The 13,222-nt window shown below is 71.3% G+C and carries 12 protein-coding genes and 1 pseudogene; 2 read left to right on the plus strand and 11 right to left on the minus strand.

Annotated elements, in window-relative coordinates:
• Positions 1-161: 161 nt before the first annotated feature.
• Complete coding sequence (locus ACFY32_RS04760) at positions 162-1,175, plus strand: sigma-70 family RNA polymerase sigma factor (RefSeq protein WP_359188785.1); 1,014 nt, start codon at positions 162-164, stop codon at positions 1,173-1,175.
• Here the strand turns inward: ACFY32_RS04760 and ACFY32_RS04765 are convergent.
• The gene (locus ACFY32_RS04765; protein ID WP_390673603.1) at positions 1,059-1,451 is read right to left on the minus strand and encodes an STAS domain-containing protein; all 393 of its coding nucleotides are present in this window, start codon (positions 1,449-1,451) and stop codon (positions 1,059-1,061) included. The two genes, ACFY32_RS04760 and ACFY32_RS04765, sit on opposite strands and share 117 nt — an antisense overlap.
• 113 nt (positions 1,452-1,564) lie before the next feature.
• On the opposite strand from ACFY32_RS04765, the gene ACFY32_RS04770 reads away from it, so the two are divergent.
• A complete protein-coding gene (locus tag ACFY32_RS04770; RefSeq protein WP_359188787.1) occupies positions 1,565-2,488 on the plus strand; it encodes an AEC family transporter in 924 nt (307 codons plus the stop codon).
• 1 nt (position 2,489) lies between these two features.
• Here ACFY32_RS04770 and ACFY32_RS04775 read toward each other — a convergent pair whose 3' ends face one another.
• From ACFY32_RS04775 to ACFY32_RS04820, 10 genes and pseudogenes are all read right to left on the minus strand, one after another.
• The gene (locus tag ACFY32_RS04775; protein WP_359188790.1) at positions 2,490-3,083 is read right to left on the minus strand and encodes a Uma2 family endonuclease; all 594 of its coding nucleotides are present in this window, start codon (positions 3,081-3,083) and stop codon (positions 2,490-2,492) included.
• Between the two features lie 94 nt (positions 3,084-3,177).
• The gene (locus ACFY32_RS04780) at positions 3,178-4,461 is read right to left on the minus strand and encodes a thymidine phosphorylase (protein ID WP_359188793.1); all 1,284 of its coding nucleotides are present in this window, start codon (positions 4,459-4,461) and stop codon (positions 3,178-3,180) included.
• Positions 4,462-4,473: 12 nt separating this feature from the next.
• Positions 4,474-4,866: a cytidine deaminase gene (locus ACFY32_RS04785; RefSeq protein ID WP_359188796.1), complete on the minus strand. Its 393-nt coding sequence runs from the start codon at positions 4,864-4,866 to the stop codon at positions 4,474-4,476.
• Entirely contained in the window at positions 4,863-6,128 is a 1,266-nt protein-coding gene (locus ACFY32_RS04790; RefSeq protein WP_359188799.1) for an ABC transporter permease, read from the minus strand. Before ACFY32_RS04790 ends, ACFY32_RS04785 begins: the two co-directional genes overlap by 4 nt.
• A complete protein-coding gene (locus ACFY32_RS04795) occupies positions 6,125-7,249 on the minus strand; it encodes an ABC transporter permease (RefSeq protein ID WP_359188802.1) in 1,125 nt (374 codons plus the stop codon). The genes ACFY32_RS04790 and ACFY32_RS04795 overlap by 4 nt, the downstream gene beginning before the upstream one ends.
• A pseudogene (locus ACFY32_RS04800) lies at positions 7,249-7,443 on the minus strand (heme ABC transporter ATP-binding protein); the annotation flags it as partial. The pseudogene ACFY32_RS04800 and the gene ACFY32_RS04795, both read right to left, overlap by 1 nt.
• 98 nt (positions 7,444-7,541) lie before the next feature.
• The gene (locus ACFY32_RS04805) at positions 7,542-9,089 is read right to left on the minus strand and encodes an ABC transporter ATP-binding protein (RefSeq protein WP_359188805.1); all 1,548 of its coding nucleotides are present in this window, start codon (positions 9,087-9,089) and stop codon (positions 7,542-7,544) included.
• 209 nt (positions 9,090-9,298) lie between these two features.
• Positions 9,299-10,348: a BMP family ABC transporter substrate-binding protein gene (locus ACFY32_RS04810; RefSeq protein WP_359188808.1), complete on the minus strand. Its 1,050-nt coding sequence runs from the start codon at positions 10,346-10,348 to the stop codon at positions 9,299-9,301.
• A 257-nt stretch (positions 10,349-10,605) separates the two neighbouring features.
• Complete coding sequence (locus ACFY32_RS04815) at positions 10,606-11,652, minus strand: BMP family ABC transporter substrate-binding protein (RefSeq protein WP_359188811.1); 1,047 nt, start codon at positions 11,650-11,652, stop codon at positions 10,606-10,608.
• Between the two features lie 185 nt (positions 11,653-11,837).
• Positions 11,838-13,070, minus strand: coding sequence for a M20 family metallopeptidase (locus ACFY32_RS04820; protein WP_359189804.1), 1,233 nt, complete (start codon positions 13,068-13,070; stop codon positions 11,838-11,840).
• Between the last annotated feature and the right edge of the window lie 152 nt (positions 13,071-13,222).

Below are 13,222 nucleotides of genomic sequence, written 5' to 3' on the forward strand. Positions count from 1 at the left end.
CCGGACAGACCAACGCGAAGACAGCCCAGCAGGGCGTCAGTCAGTGCCCGAGTCACGGCCGCCGGAACCCGAGTATCAGCATCAATGTCAGTGCCCTGCGGTAGCTTCCGGAGTGCGAGGCGCGACCACGCGCGACGGAGGGCCACAGGGGTGGGTGGACGATGACGGACGGCACGGCGACGGCGGAGCTGGACTCCGCGCTGGAGAAGCACCGGGTCGAACTGACCGGGTACTGCTACCGGATGCTCGGCTCCTCCTTCGAGGCCGAGGACGCGGTCCAGGACACCCTGGTCCGCGCCTGGCGGAGCTACGGGAAGTTCGAGGGCCGGTCCAGTCTGCGCTCCTGGCTCTACCGGATCGCGACCAACGTCTGCCTGGACATGCTGTCCGCGGGCAACAAGCGGGCCCGGCCGATGGACCTGACCGAGTCGACGCCGCTGGCCCGCGCCGCCCTGTCCCCCCGCCCGGACAACACCTGGCTGGAGCCGGTGCCGGACGCCCGCGTGCTGCCCGCCGCCGAGGACCCGGCCCAGGCCGCGATCGCCAAGGAGTCGGTGCGCCTGGCCTTCATGGCCGCCCTCCAGCAACTGCCGCCCAAACAGCGGGCGGTGCTCATCCTGCGCGAGGTGCTGGCCTGGCGGGCCAGTGAGGTCGCCGAGCTGCTCGGCACCTCGGTCGCGTCGGTGAACAGCGCCCTGCAGCGGGCCCGCGCCACCCTCGCCGAGCAGCCGGACCGGGAGGCCGCGGGGGCGGTGTCGGACCCGCTGGACGAGGAGCAGCAGAAGCTGCTGGAGCGCTATGTCGCGGCCTTCGAGGGCTACGACATGACGGCGCTGACCGCGCTGCTGCACGAGGACGCGGTCATGACGATGCCGCCGTTCGACCTGTGGCTGGCCGGGCCGTCGGACATCACCGGGTTCATGACGACGCTCGGCGCGTCCTGCGCGGGGTCCCGGCTGCTGCCCACCCGGGCCAACGGGCTGCCGGCCTTCGCGCACTACAAGCCGGACCCGGAGGCGGGCGGCTTCACGCCCTGGGCGATCCAGGTGCTGGAGATCTCAGCCGGCCGGATCACCGGATTCCACTGCTTCCTCGACACCCGGCGGTGGTTCCCGCTGTTCGGACTGCCGCTCCACCTCGACGGGGAGGCCGGCCAGGTCGAGCAGGGCGCGTAGGGCGGGGGCGGGGGCGCGCAGCCGGATCAGGCCGCCGGACCGCCGGGCGGTGAGCTGGAGCCTGGCCAGCAGCTCGACCGTCTCCAGGCCCGGCGGTCCCGGTCCCAGCCCGCCGACGTCGCAGATCACGACCCCGGCCCCGGTCCTCTCCAGCAGCGCGCGCACCTCGTCGCAGAGCCGGGGCGTCTCCCCTCGGGAGACACTCCCCGGCAGCACGAGTACGGCGGGTGTCAGGGCATCCACGTGCGGTAGACCGGGGGCGGGCGCGGAACTCATCGCCGGGGCCGGGTTTGACCTGCGCACACCCCGCACCCGAGGGTTTGCTGCATGTGCCACGCATCCCGTCCCGCCGTGCCGTCCGACGCCGTTCCCGCCGCCCGGGAGGTGCCGTGCAGGGGGTGCTGACCGGCTTCGCGGTGATCGCGGTCGTCATCGGCGTCGGCTGGCTGCTCGGCCGGGGCGGACACCTCGGCGAGCACGGGCGCGAGGTGCTGACCCGGCTCGCCTTCCACGTGGCCTCGCCCGCCCTGCTGTTCACCACGCTGGCGGGCGCCGATCTGTCGGTGGTGTTCTCCAGCAGGTTGCTGGTGACCGCGCTGAGCACGTTCGCGGTGGCCGGTGTCTTCGTCGCGGTCGGCACGGCCCGCCGCTGGGGCGTGGGCCGGACCACGATCGGCGCCCTGTGCTCCGGGTACGTCAACTCGGGCAACCTGGGCATCCCGATCGCCGTGTACGTCCTCGGGGACGCCTCGCTGGTGGCGCCGGTGCTGCTGTTCCAGCTCGTGCTGATCACGCCGGTGGCGCTGACGGTCCTCGACCTGAGCGGCGCGGACGGCCGGGACGGCCCGCTGTGGCGGCGGCTGCTGACCCCGCTGCGCAATCCGATAGCCCTGGGCTCGCTGGCCGGGGTCGCCGTCGCCGCGTCCGGGCTGCGGGTGCCCGCCCCGGTCCTGGACCCGCTGACGCTGATCGGCAACATGTCCGTACCCGCCGTGCTGCTGGCCTTCGGCATCTCCCTGTGCGGGAGCACGATGCCGCTGCGGGGCGCGGACCGGCACCCGGTGCTGCTCGCGGTCGCCCTGAAGACGGTGGGCCAGCCGGTGCTGGCCTGGGCACTGGCGGCGGGGGTCTTCGGCCTGCGCGGCGACCGGTTGCTGGACGTGGTGGTGACCTCGGCCCTGCCGGCCGCGCAGAACCTCTACACCTACGCCAGTCAGTACGGCGTCGCCGAACGGCTGGCCCGGGACGCCGTCCTGGTGTCGACGGTGGCGGCGGTCCCGGTGCTGGTGGCGGTGGCGGCGGTGCTGGGGTAACTCAGGGTTCGGGGAACTCGCTGGTGTCCAGGGTCAGCCCGAAAGGCTCGGCCAGGCCGACCGGGTCCCCGAACTTGCCCGCGTGCAGGGTGCGGTAGACGTCGCCCTGCGGTTCGCCGTACAGCGTGATCGTCGGTCCGCCGGGGGCCCAGCCATCGATCAGCAGATAGAGCGGCACCCCGGCCTGCGCGTAGCCGACGGCTTTCTTGAGGCGGTCGTTGTGCGCGTTGGACCTGGAGGTGATCTCCACAGCCAGTTCGACCGCGGAGGCGGGGACGTAACCGTGCGGGTCCCTCCTCAGCGCCGCCTTCGGCACCACAGCAATGTCCGGGATGAAGAGACCGCCACGGGACGGAACGGCCGTTCCCAAGGTCTGGTAGACCCCTCGGTCCTTGGTGATCACCGCGTACAGGCTGCGATGTACGAGGTCGGCGATGTCGTTGTGGACGTTGGACGGGGGTGGTGACACGGTGACGATCCCCTCGATGATCTCCACCTTGCACCCTTCGGGAGCGTCCGTGCCTTCCCAGATCCGGACGAGCCCGTCCCACTCGCGGCCGTCGGCTGACAAGTGGTCGACGGTGAGTGCGCTCATGGCGGTCTCCATTCGGTCGTCACCGATACCAGCATGCCGAACGGGACCGGCGGGGGTCCACCGATCCCGTTCACCCGATCGAGCAATCCCCAGGTCAGGCGATGCGCTCCAGGACCACCGGCGAGGCGCTGAACTCCGTACCGGCCGGGGCGATGTCGTACGAGTCCGCCACCGCCTCCAGGGCGTACGCGAAGCGTTCCGGCGTGTCCGTGTGCAGGGTCAGCAGGGGCCGACCCGCGGTGACCTCGTCGCCGGGCTTGGCGTGCAGTTCGACGCCCGCCGCCGCCTGCACCGGGTCCTCCTTGCGGGCCCGGCCCGCGCCGAGGCGCCAGGCGGCGACGCCGATGGCGTAGGCGTCCAGGCGGGTCAGGACGCCGGAGGCGTCCGCCGTCACCACGTGCTGCTCCTTCGACGTGGGCAGGGGCGCGTCCGGGTCGCCGCCCTGGGCGGCGATCATGCGGCGCCAGACGTCCATCGCTGAGCCGTCGGCCAGGGCCCTGGCCGGGTCGGCGTCCTGGATGCCGGCCGCGTCGAGCATCTCGCGGGCCAGCGCGAGGGTCAGTTCGACGACGTCCGCCGGGCCGCCGCCCGCGAGGACCTCGACGGACTCGCGGACCTCCAGGGCGTTGCCCGCGGTCAGGCCGAGCGGGGTGGACATGTCGGTGAGCAGCGCGACCGTCCGCACGCCGTGGTCGGTGCCCAGGCCGACCATCGTCTCCGCCAGTTCGCGGGCGTCCTCGACGGTCTTCATGAAGGCGCCGCTGCCCGTCTTCACGTCCAGGACCAGGGACCCGGTCCCCTCCGCGATCTTCTTGGACATGATCGAGGAGGCGATCAGCGGGATCGCCTCGACCGTGCCGGTCACGTCCCGCAGCGCGTACAGCTTCTTGTCGGCCGGGGCCAGGCCGTCGCCGGCCGCGCAGATCACCGCGCCGGTGGTGTCCAGGACGTCCAGCATCTGCGCGTTGGAGAGCAGCGCCCGCCAGCCGGGGATGGACTCCAGCTTGTCCAGGGTGCCGCCGGTGTGGCCGAGGCCCCGGCCGCTGAGCTGCGGGACCGCGGCCCCGCAGGCCGCGACCAGGGGCGCCAGCGGCAGCGTGATCTTGTCGCCGACGCCGCCGGTGGAGTGCTTGTCGGCGGTCGGGCGGGACAGCGAGGAGAAGTCCATCCGCTCGCCCGAGGCGATCATCGCGGCCGTCCAGCGGGCGATCTCGCGCCGGTTCATGCCGTTGAGCAGGATGGCCATCGCCAGCGCCGACATCTGCTCGTCGGCCACCTCCGCGCGGGTGTACGCGTCGATGACCCAGTCGATCTGCTCGTCGCTGAGTTCGCCGCGGTCCCGCTTGGTGCGGATGACGGAGATGACGTCCATGGCCATGACGGGCGTTCCTTACTTGGTGAGGTGGTCGGGGCCGAAGGCCTGCGGGAGCATCCGGGACAGCGGCAGGACCCCCTCCGGGGTCTCCAGGAGCAGGTCCGGGCCGCCGAACTCGTACAGCAACTGCCGGCAGCGGCCGCACGGGACGAGGATCTCGCCGTGGCCGTCGACGCAGGTGAAGTGGGTCAGCCGGCCGCCGCCGGTCGCCTGCATCTGGGAGACCAGACCGCACTCGGCGCACAGGCCCAGGCCGTAGCTGGCGTTCTCCACGTTGCAGCCGGTGACCGTGCGGCCGTCGTCCACCAGGGCGGCGGCCCCGACCGGGTAGCCGGAGTAGGGGGCGTACGCCCGGGACATGGCGTCCCGGGCCGCCGCGCGCAGCGACTCCCAGTCGGCGCCGCTCACTTGCCCTGCCCCTTCCGGTACGGCATCCCGTCCGCCTTCGGCATCCGCAGGCGCTGCGCGGACAGGGCGAGGACGACGAGGGTGACGACGTACGGCGTGGCGGAGACGACCTGGTTGGGGACCTCGTGTGTGCCCGCGTACCAGGCGAACACCAGCGCGCCGACCACCAGGGTGACCACGGCCTTGACGTACTTCTTGCGGACCGCGAGCCAGATCGCGCCGGCCAGCAGCAGCAGCGCGCCGAGCAGCAGCAGGGCGTGCACGTTGGCGGAGCCGCCGCGCAGGTTGAGGCTGTCGGTGTAGCCGAACAGGCCGGCGCCGATGGCGAGGCCGCCCGGCATCCAGTTGCCGAAGATCATCGCCGCGAGGCCGATGTAGCCGCGGCCGCTGGTCTGGCCCTCCAGGTAGAAGGGGTTGGCGACGATGGAGAGGAAGACGCCGCCGAGCCCGGCCAGGCCGCCGGAGATGATCACGGCGAGGTACTTGTACTTGTAGACGTTGACGCCGAGGGACTCGGCGGCGACCGGGTTCTCGCCGCAGGAGCGCAGCCGCAGGCCGAACGGCGTGCGCCACAGGACCCACCAGGTCGCGGGGATCAGGGCGACGGCGATCAGGGTGAGCCAGGAGACGTCGGTGACCAGGCCGCCGAGGAGGCCGGCGATGTCCGAGACGAGGAACCAGCCGTGCTCGTTGAGGGACTTCAGGCCGTCGGACAGCCCGGGGATGGTGAAGTGGCCGAGGGAGTCCACCGGCGGGGACTGCTTGGCGGAGCCGCCCTGGTGGCCCTCGAAGGCCAGCGGCGCGAGGTAGCGGGTGGCGCCGAGGGCGAGGATGTTGAGGGCGACGCCGGAGACGATGTGGTTGACGTTGAAGGTGATCGTCACGATGGCGTGCAGGACACCGCCGATCGCGCCGCCGATGATCCCGACCAGGACACCGGTCCAGGGACCCCACTGGAAGCCGGCCCAGGCGCCGAACCAGGTGCCGAGGATCATCATGCCTTCGAGGCCGATGTTGACCACGCCCGCCCGCTCGGCCCACAGGCCGCCGAGGCCCGCCAGGCCGATCGGGACGGCGAGCTGGAGGGCGGTGGACATCTGGCTGACGTTGGTGATGCCGTCGGCGCCGGTGATGATGCGGACCAGCGAGGTCAGCGCCAGGGCCCCGGCGATGACCAGGAGCAGCACCGGCACGGACATGCGGCGGCCGGTGGGCGCCGCGGGCTGCAGCGTGGGCTGGTTGAGGTCGGTCGCGGTGGTCATCGGCCAGCCACCTCCTTCGTGGTGTTGTCGGTGGCGCCCAGGACGTGACCGGCGGCCAGTTCGGCGCCGACCCGGCGCTGCTGGCGGCGCAGGCCCCACTCGCGGACGGCCTCGTAGGAGACGACCACGGAGAGGACGATCAGGCCCTGCATGATGACCGCGATCTCCTTGTCGTAGCCGTGGAAGTCCAGCTCGGGGCTGGCCTTGTCGAGCCAGGCCCACAGCAGGGCGGCGAAGGCGATGCCGACGGGGCTGTTGCGGCCGAGCAGGGCGATGCCGATGCCGAGGAAGCCGATGCCGGTCGGGAAGTTGAGGCTGTAGGTGTGGGTGCCGCCGAGCAGGATGGGCAGGCCCGCGAGTCCGGCGAGGCCGCCGGAGATCAGCATGGCGGTGAGGACCATCCGCTTGGGGTCGACGCCGCTGGCCGCGGCGGCGGTCTCGGAGGCACCGGAGGCGCGCAGGTCGAAGCCGAAGCGGGTGCGGTTGAGGACGACCCAGTAGCCGATGCCGAGCAGCACGGCGAGGATCACCAGGCCGTAGACCTCGCCGGCCGCGCCCATGTCGATGCCGGGGACCCAGCCGGAGTCGTGCATCTCGCCGGTGGTGTTGTTGTTGCCGACCTTGACGCCGAAGACGTCGGGCAGCCACAGGTAGCCGATGACGGCGGTGGCGATGGAGTTCAGCATGATCGTCGCGACCACCTCGCTGACCCCGCGGGTGATCTTCAGGACGCCGGCGATGCCGGACCAGAAGGCGCCGGTGAGGACGGCGGTCAGCAGCAGCAGCGGGATCTGGAGGAACGCGGGGAGGTCGGCGTGGACGCCGACGATCGCGGCCATCATGGCGCCGAGCTGGTACTGGCCGTCCACGCCGATGTTGAACAGGTTCATCCGGAAGCCGATGGCCACCGCCAGGGCGGCGATGTAGTACATCGACGCCTGGTTGATGATCAGTACCTGGATGTCGGAGAACCCGGCCTGCTCGAACATCAAGGCGAACGGTTCGACGGGGTTCTTGCCCGAGGCGATCAGCACGATCGCGCTGAGCACGAAGGCCACGGCGAGCGCGATGACCGGTCCGGCCACCGCGAGGAGCACGCGCTCCTTGTCGAACTTCTTCATCAGCGGGCCTCGTCTTCCCCGGGCTCGTCGTTTGCTTCGTGCTCCAGGTGGCCGGTGGCCGCGCCCGTCATCGCCGAGCCCAGCTCCTCCGGGGTGATGGCGGCCGGGTCGGCGTCCGCGACGAGCCGGCCGTCGTAGATCACCCGCAGCGTGTCGGACAGGCCGATCAGCTCGTCCAGGTCGGCGGAGATCAGCGCGATCAGCACGATCGCGCTGAGCACGAAGGCCACGGCGAGCGCGATGACCGGTCCGGCCACCGCGAGGAGCACGCGCTCCTTGTCGAACTTCTTCATCAGCGGGCCTCGTCTTCCCCGGGCTCGTCGTTTGCTTCGTGCTCCAGGTGGCCGGTGGCCGCGCCCGTCATCGCCGAGCCCAGCTCCTCCGGGGTGATGGCGGCCGGGTCGGCGTCCGCGACGAGCCGGCCGTCGTAGATCACCCGCAGCGTGTCGGACAGGCCGATCAGCTCGTCCAGGTCGGCGGAGATCAGCAGCACGGCCAGGCCCTCCCGGCGGGCCTCGCGGATGTGGTCCCAGATCGCGGCCTGGGCGCCCACGTCCACGCCCCGGGTGGGGTGGGCGGCGATCAGGAAGCGCGGCCGGTGGCTCATCTCACGGCCGACGATCAGCTTCTGCTGGTTGCCGCCGGACAGCGAGGCGGCGGTGACGTCGATGCCGGGGGTGCGGACGTCGTAGGTCTCGACGATCCGGCGGGTGTCCTCCTGGGCCGCCTTCGGGTTCAGCCAGACGCCCTTGGCGTTGGGCCGCTCGGTGACATGGCCGAGGATGCGGTTCTCCCACAGCGGCGCTTCCAGCAGCAGGCCGTGGCGGTGGCGGTCCTCGGGGATGTAGCCGACGCCCTGTTCGCGGCGCTTGCGCGTGGACCAGGCGGTGATCTCCTCGTCGGCCAGGCGGATGGTGCCGGAGTCGGCGGCCCTCAGGCCGATGAGCGCGTCGACCAGTTCGGTCTGGCCGTTGCCCTCGACGCCCGCGATGCCGAGCACCTCGCCGGCGTGGATGGTGAAGGTGACGTCGTCCAGGAGGGCCTTGCCGCCGGGCGCGGTCAGGCGCAGCTTCTCGACGCTGAGGACCGGGCGGTCGGTGACCGTGGACTCGGCCGTCTCGGGGGTGGGCAGTTCGCTGCCGACCATCATCTCGGCCAACTGACGGGGGGAGGTCTCGGACGGGACGGCCGTGCCGACCGTGGTGCCGCGCCGGATGACGGTGATGTCGTCGGCGACGGAGAGGACCTCGCCCAGCTTGTGCGAGATGAAGATGACGGACAGGCCCTCCGACTTCAGCTCGCGCAGGTTGGCGAAGAGGGCGTCCACCTCCTGCGGCACCAGGACGGCCGTCGGCTCGTCCAGGATGAGGGTGCGGGCGCCGCGGTAGAGGACCTTGAGGATCTCCACGCGCTGGCGGGCGGCGACGCCGAGTTCCTCGACCAGCAGGTCGGGGCGGACGTCGAGGCCGTAGCGCTCGGAGATCTCCTTGATCTTGCGGCGGGCCCTGCCGCCGATGCCGTACAGCTTCTCGCTGCCGAGGACCACGTTCTCCAGGACCGTGAGGTTGTCGGCGAGCATGAAGTGCTGGTGGACCATGCCGATGCCGCGGGCGATGGCGTCGGCCGGGGACGAGAAGGAGACCTGCTCGCCGTCGATCGCGATGGTGCCCTCGTCCGGCTTCTGCATGCCGTAGAGGATCTTCATCAGGGTCGACTTGCCGGCGCCGTTCTCGCCGACCAGGGCGTGGACGGTGCCCTTGCGGACGGTGAGGTGGATGTCGTGGTTGGCCACGACGCCGGGGAAGCGCTTGGTGATCCCGGCCAGTTCGACGGCGGTCACCGATCCGTTGACCGCCGCTCCGGCCGGAGGGCTGCTGGACGCGTTGATGGCGCACACTCCTGGGGACGGGGGCCGTCTACGCGCGTAGCGCCCCTACGGCATCGAAAGCGGTGGCGCACCTGCTCGGACGGGGCACGGGAAGGCGTCCCTCCCGTGCCCCGCCGAGCGTCCGCGCGACCGCGCTTGCACGCCGACCGGCAACTGCCCGATCAGCTCGACTTGACCTTGATCTCGCCGCTGACGATCTTCTCCTTGGCCGTCTTCAGGGCTTGCTGGAGCGCGGTGTCGTCCGCGAACTTCGGGTTGGAGTTCGACAGGCTCACCTCGCCGCTCTGCAGATCGCCCCGAACGATACCGGTCTCCGGCTTGCCGTCCTCGACCGACTTCGCGAGGTTGTAGACCGCCTTGGCGACGTCCTTCATCGCCGAGGTCAGGATCGAGTCCTTGTACTTGGCGAGGGCTTCCTGCTGGTACTGGTCGGAGTCGACACCGATCGCCCACACCTTGTTGGCGGCGGCGGCCTCGATCACGCCCTGGCCGGACAGGCCGGCCGCCGCGTAGACGACGTCGGCCTTCTTCTCGATCTGGCCCTCGGCGGCCGTCTTGCCCTTGTCGGGGCTGGAGAAGCCGCCCTCCTCCGCGGTCTGCGTCAGGTACTGCGGGATCACCTTGACCTTGGGGTCGGTGTCCTTCACGCCCTGCTCGTAGCCGGCCTGGAACTTGTGGATCAGCGGGTTGTCCACACCGCCCACGAAGCCGACGACCTTGGTCTTGGTGCTCTTGGCGGCGGCGACACCGGCCAGGTACGACGCCTGCTCCTCGGAGAAGACCAGGTCGGCGACGTTCTTCGCCTCGATGGTGGAGTCGTCGACGATGCCGAAAGTGGTGTCGGGGAACTTCTCCGCGGCACCCTTGACGGCGGCGGCGTACGCGTAGCCCACGCCGACGATCGGGTCGTAGCCCTGCTTGGCCAGGGACTCCAGGCGCTGCTGCTTGTCGGCGTCGGTCTCACCGTCGGTGGGCTCGATGTCCGCCGTCTCGTACTTGAACTCCTTCTTCGCCTGCTCCAGGCCGGCGAAGGCGGCGTCGTTGAAGGACTGGTCGCCCTTGCCGCCGACGTCGTACGCGATCGCGAGACCCTTGTCGCCCTTGGACTCCGAGGAGTCGGAAGAGGTCGAGGTACCACCGCAGGCGGCGAGGGCGAGGGCCAGGGAGGCGGTCGCTGCGCCTGCGACCGTGATCCGGGAAATCCGGCGCATGTGTGGTGCTCCTGTCGTACAAGCGCCGGACGGTTCGGCTTCGGCGCTGGCTTCGCCGCAGATTAACGCGCGTAGACCTGCCTGAAAACCCCTTCTGTCCACCTTGTTATCCCCCTGTGGCCAAGGTGTCGCGGGTCACGGCCGGGCCCTTGCCGGGTGCAAACGCGGTGTGGCTGTGGGTGACGCGGGGCCGGGTACGGCGAAGCGGGCGGGGGCCGGTGCGCCCGCCCGCTTCGTACCGGTATCGCCCGTACGGTCTACGGCTCGGTGCGGACCTTGATCGAGCCGTCGATGATGCCCGCCTCGGCCTTGGCCACGGCGTCCTTCAGGCCGGCGACCTCGGCGTACTTCGGGTTGCTCTCGGACAGGCCCACGCCCTCGGACTTCAGGTCGAAGGTGTGGGTGCCGCTCAGCGGCTTGCCGTCCTCGACCGACTTGGCCAGGGCGTACACCGCGCCGTCGATGTCCTTCAGGGCGGAGGTGAGGATGGAGTCCTTGTACTTGGCGAGGGCCTCCTGCCGGTACTGGTCGGAGTCGACGCCGATCGCCCACACCTTGGCGGTCGCGGCGGCCTCGATCACGCCCTGCCCGGACAGCCCGGCCGCCTGGTACACCACGTCGGCCTTCTTCTCGATCTGGCCCTCGGCGGCGGCCTTGCCCTTGTCGGGGCTGGAGAAGCCGCCCTCCTCCGCGGTCTGCGTCAGGTACTGCGGAATCACCTTGACCTTGGGGTCGGTGTCCTTCACGCCCTGCTCGTAGCCGGCCTGGAACTTGTGGATCAGGGGGACGTCCACGCCGCCCACGAACCCGACGACCTTGGTCTTGGTGGCCTTGGCGGCGGCGACACCGGCCAGGTAGGACGCCTCGTTCTCGGCGAAGACGAGGGAGGCGACGTTCTTGCCCTCGACCACGGAGTCCACGATGCCGAAGGTGGTGTCCGGGTACTTGGCGGCGACGGCCTTCATCGCCGGACCGTAGGCGAAGCCGACGCCGATCACCGGGTCGTAGCCCTGCTTGGCCAGCGCGGCGAGGCGCTGCTCCTTGTCGGCGTCCGTCTCGCCCTCGGTCGGCTCGATGTCCTGCGTCTCGTAGCCGAACTCCTTCTTCGCCTGCTCCAGGCCCGCGAACGCGGCGTCGTTGAAGGACTGGTCGCCGCGCCCGCCGATGTCGTACGCGAGGGCGAGGCCCTTGTCCTTGCCGTCGTCGCCGCCGTTCTCGCTGCTGGTGCCGCCGCAGGCGGTGGCGGCGAGGGCGAGCGACGCGGCCCCCACCGCGACGCGGGTCAGTCTCGATGTCCGACGCATGTGAAGTTCCCCATTCTCCAAAACCCCGCAGCGGGCGCCCGGTTCGGCGCACATTAACGCGCGTAGACACTCCTGGGAACGGGGTTCCGCGGGGCCGTTACCCATTCGTGCCGCTGGCCGGTTACGGCCCTGTGAACCACCGTCGTGAAGGGGGCGGAAAGGGGTGCCCGGAGGCACCCCGGGGGTCAGCGGGCGGCGTCGAGGAGGGCGGCGGCGGTGAAGAGTTCGACGCCGACGGTGATGGCGTACTCGTCCACGTCGAAGTCGCCCTGGTGCAGGTCGCGGACGGCGCGCTCGCCGGGCGGGCGGACGCCGAGCCGGGCCATGGCGCCGGGCACCCGCTCCAGGTACCAGGAGAAGTCCTCGCCGCCCAGGCTCTGCTCGGTGCCCTCCACCGCGTCGGCGCCGCGCCGCGCGGTCATCGCCTCGCGGAGCAGGTCGGTGCTGGTCGCCTCGTTGACCACGGGCGGGACGCCGCGCACGTAGGTGATCTCCGACTTGGCGCGGTGCAGGTTGGCCACCTCGTCGATGGCGGCGACCACGATGTCCGGGGCCTGCCGCCAGGCGTCGAGGTCGAGGCAGCGCACGGTCCCGGCGAGTTCGGCGTGCTGCGGGATGACGTTGGGGGCGTGGCCGGAATCGATACGGCCCCAGGTGATCGCCAGTCCGCTGCGGGAGTCGACGCGCCGGCCGACCAGCGCGGGCACGTCGGTGACGACCCGGGCGGCGGCGGTGACCAGGTCGGTGGTGAGGTGGGGGCGGGCGGTGTGGCCGCCGGGGCCGCCCAGGGCGATCTCCATGCGGTCGCAGGCGGAAGTGATGGGGCCCTCGCGCAGCCCGATCCGCCCGGCGTCCACCCGGGGGTCGCAGTGCACCGCCAGGATGCGCCGCACGCCCTCCAGCGCGCCGTCGTCGATGGCGTCGGTGGCGCCGCCGGGCAGCACCTCCTCCGCGGGCTGGAACACCAGCCGCACCGGACGCGGCAGCAGGCCCCGCTCGTGCAGGGCGGCCAGGACCAGGCCGGCGCCCAGCAGGACGGTGGTGTGGACGTCGTGCCCGCAGGCGTGCGCGCGGTCGGGCACGGTCGAGCGGTAGGCGCACTCGCTCTTGGTGTCCGGGATGGGCAGGGCGTCGATGTCGGCCCGCAGCGCGAGCATCGGGGCGCCGCCGCCGGGCTCCCCCGGGTCGGCGCCGATGTCGCAGATGAGCCCGGTCCCCGCGGAGAGCACCCGGGGCTTGAGCCCGGCCCGCTCCAGCCGCTCCTTGATCGCGGCGGTGGTGCGGAACTCCTGGTTGCCCAGCTCGGGGTGCATGTGGAGGTCGCGGCGGAACTCCACCAGCTCCTCGCGCAGCGCCTGCGGCAGCGTGCCGGGCAGCGCGGTCTCCCCGGGGGCGGCGACTTCGGACTCCAGTGACATCAGTGGCTTCACCCTCTGAAGGGTAGGACGCCCGGACGGCCAACTGTCCCGAGATCAACAAAACTTCAGCCCGTCAGGCGAAGAAAATACGGCCGCCGGACGCATACGCGTCGGGACAACTGGGTAGGCTCGCACGCTTCCGCACGAGCGCG

The organism is Streptomyces sp. NPDC000134 (assembly GCF_042899225.1).
GTDB lineage: Bacteria > Actinomycetota > Actinomycetes > Streptomycetales > Streptomycetaceae > Streptomyces.

What these genes read in the sequence shown, in the direction of transcription:
- ACFY32_RS04760 (WP_359188785.1), top strand. Translation starts at nt 162, where the DNA reads ATGACGGACGGCACGGCGACGGCGGAGCTGGACTCCGCGCTGGAGAAG.
- ACFY32_RS04765 (WP_390673603.1), bottom strand. Translation starts at nt 1,451, where the DNA reads ATGAGTTCCGCGCCCGCCCCCGGTCTACCGCACGTGGATGCCCTGACA.
- ACFY32_RS04775 (WP_359188790.1), bottom strand. Translation starts at nt 3,083, where the DNA reads ATGAGCGCACTCACCGTCGACCACTTGTCAGCCGACGGCCGCGAGTGG.
- ACFY32_RS04780 (WP_359188793.1), bottom strand. Translation starts at nt 4,461, where the DNA reads ATGGCCATGGACGTCATCTCCGTCATCCGCACCAAGCGGGACCGCGGC.
- ACFY32_RS04790 (WP_359188799.1), bottom strand. Translation starts at nt 6,128, where the DNA reads ATGACCACCGCGACCGACCTCAACCAGCCCACGCTGCAGCCCGCGGCG.
- ACFY32_RS04795 (WP_359188802.1), bottom strand. Translation starts at nt 7,249, where the DNA reads ATGAAGAAGTTCGACAAGGAGCGCGTGCTCCTCGCGGTGGCCGGACCG.
- ACFY32_RS04810 (WP_359188808.1), bottom strand. Translation starts at nt 10,348, where the DNA reads ATGCGCCGGATTTCCCGGATCACGGTCGCAGGCGCAGCGACCGCCTCC.
- ACFY32_RS04815 (WP_359188811.1), bottom strand. Translation starts at nt 11,652, where the DNA reads ATGCGTCGGACATCGAGACTGACCCGCGTCGCGGTGGGGGCCGCGTCG.
- ACFY32_RS04820 (WP_359189804.1), bottom strand. Translation starts at nt 13,070, where the DNA reads ATGTCACTGGAGTCCGAAGTCGCCGCCCCCGGGGAGACCGCGCTGCCC.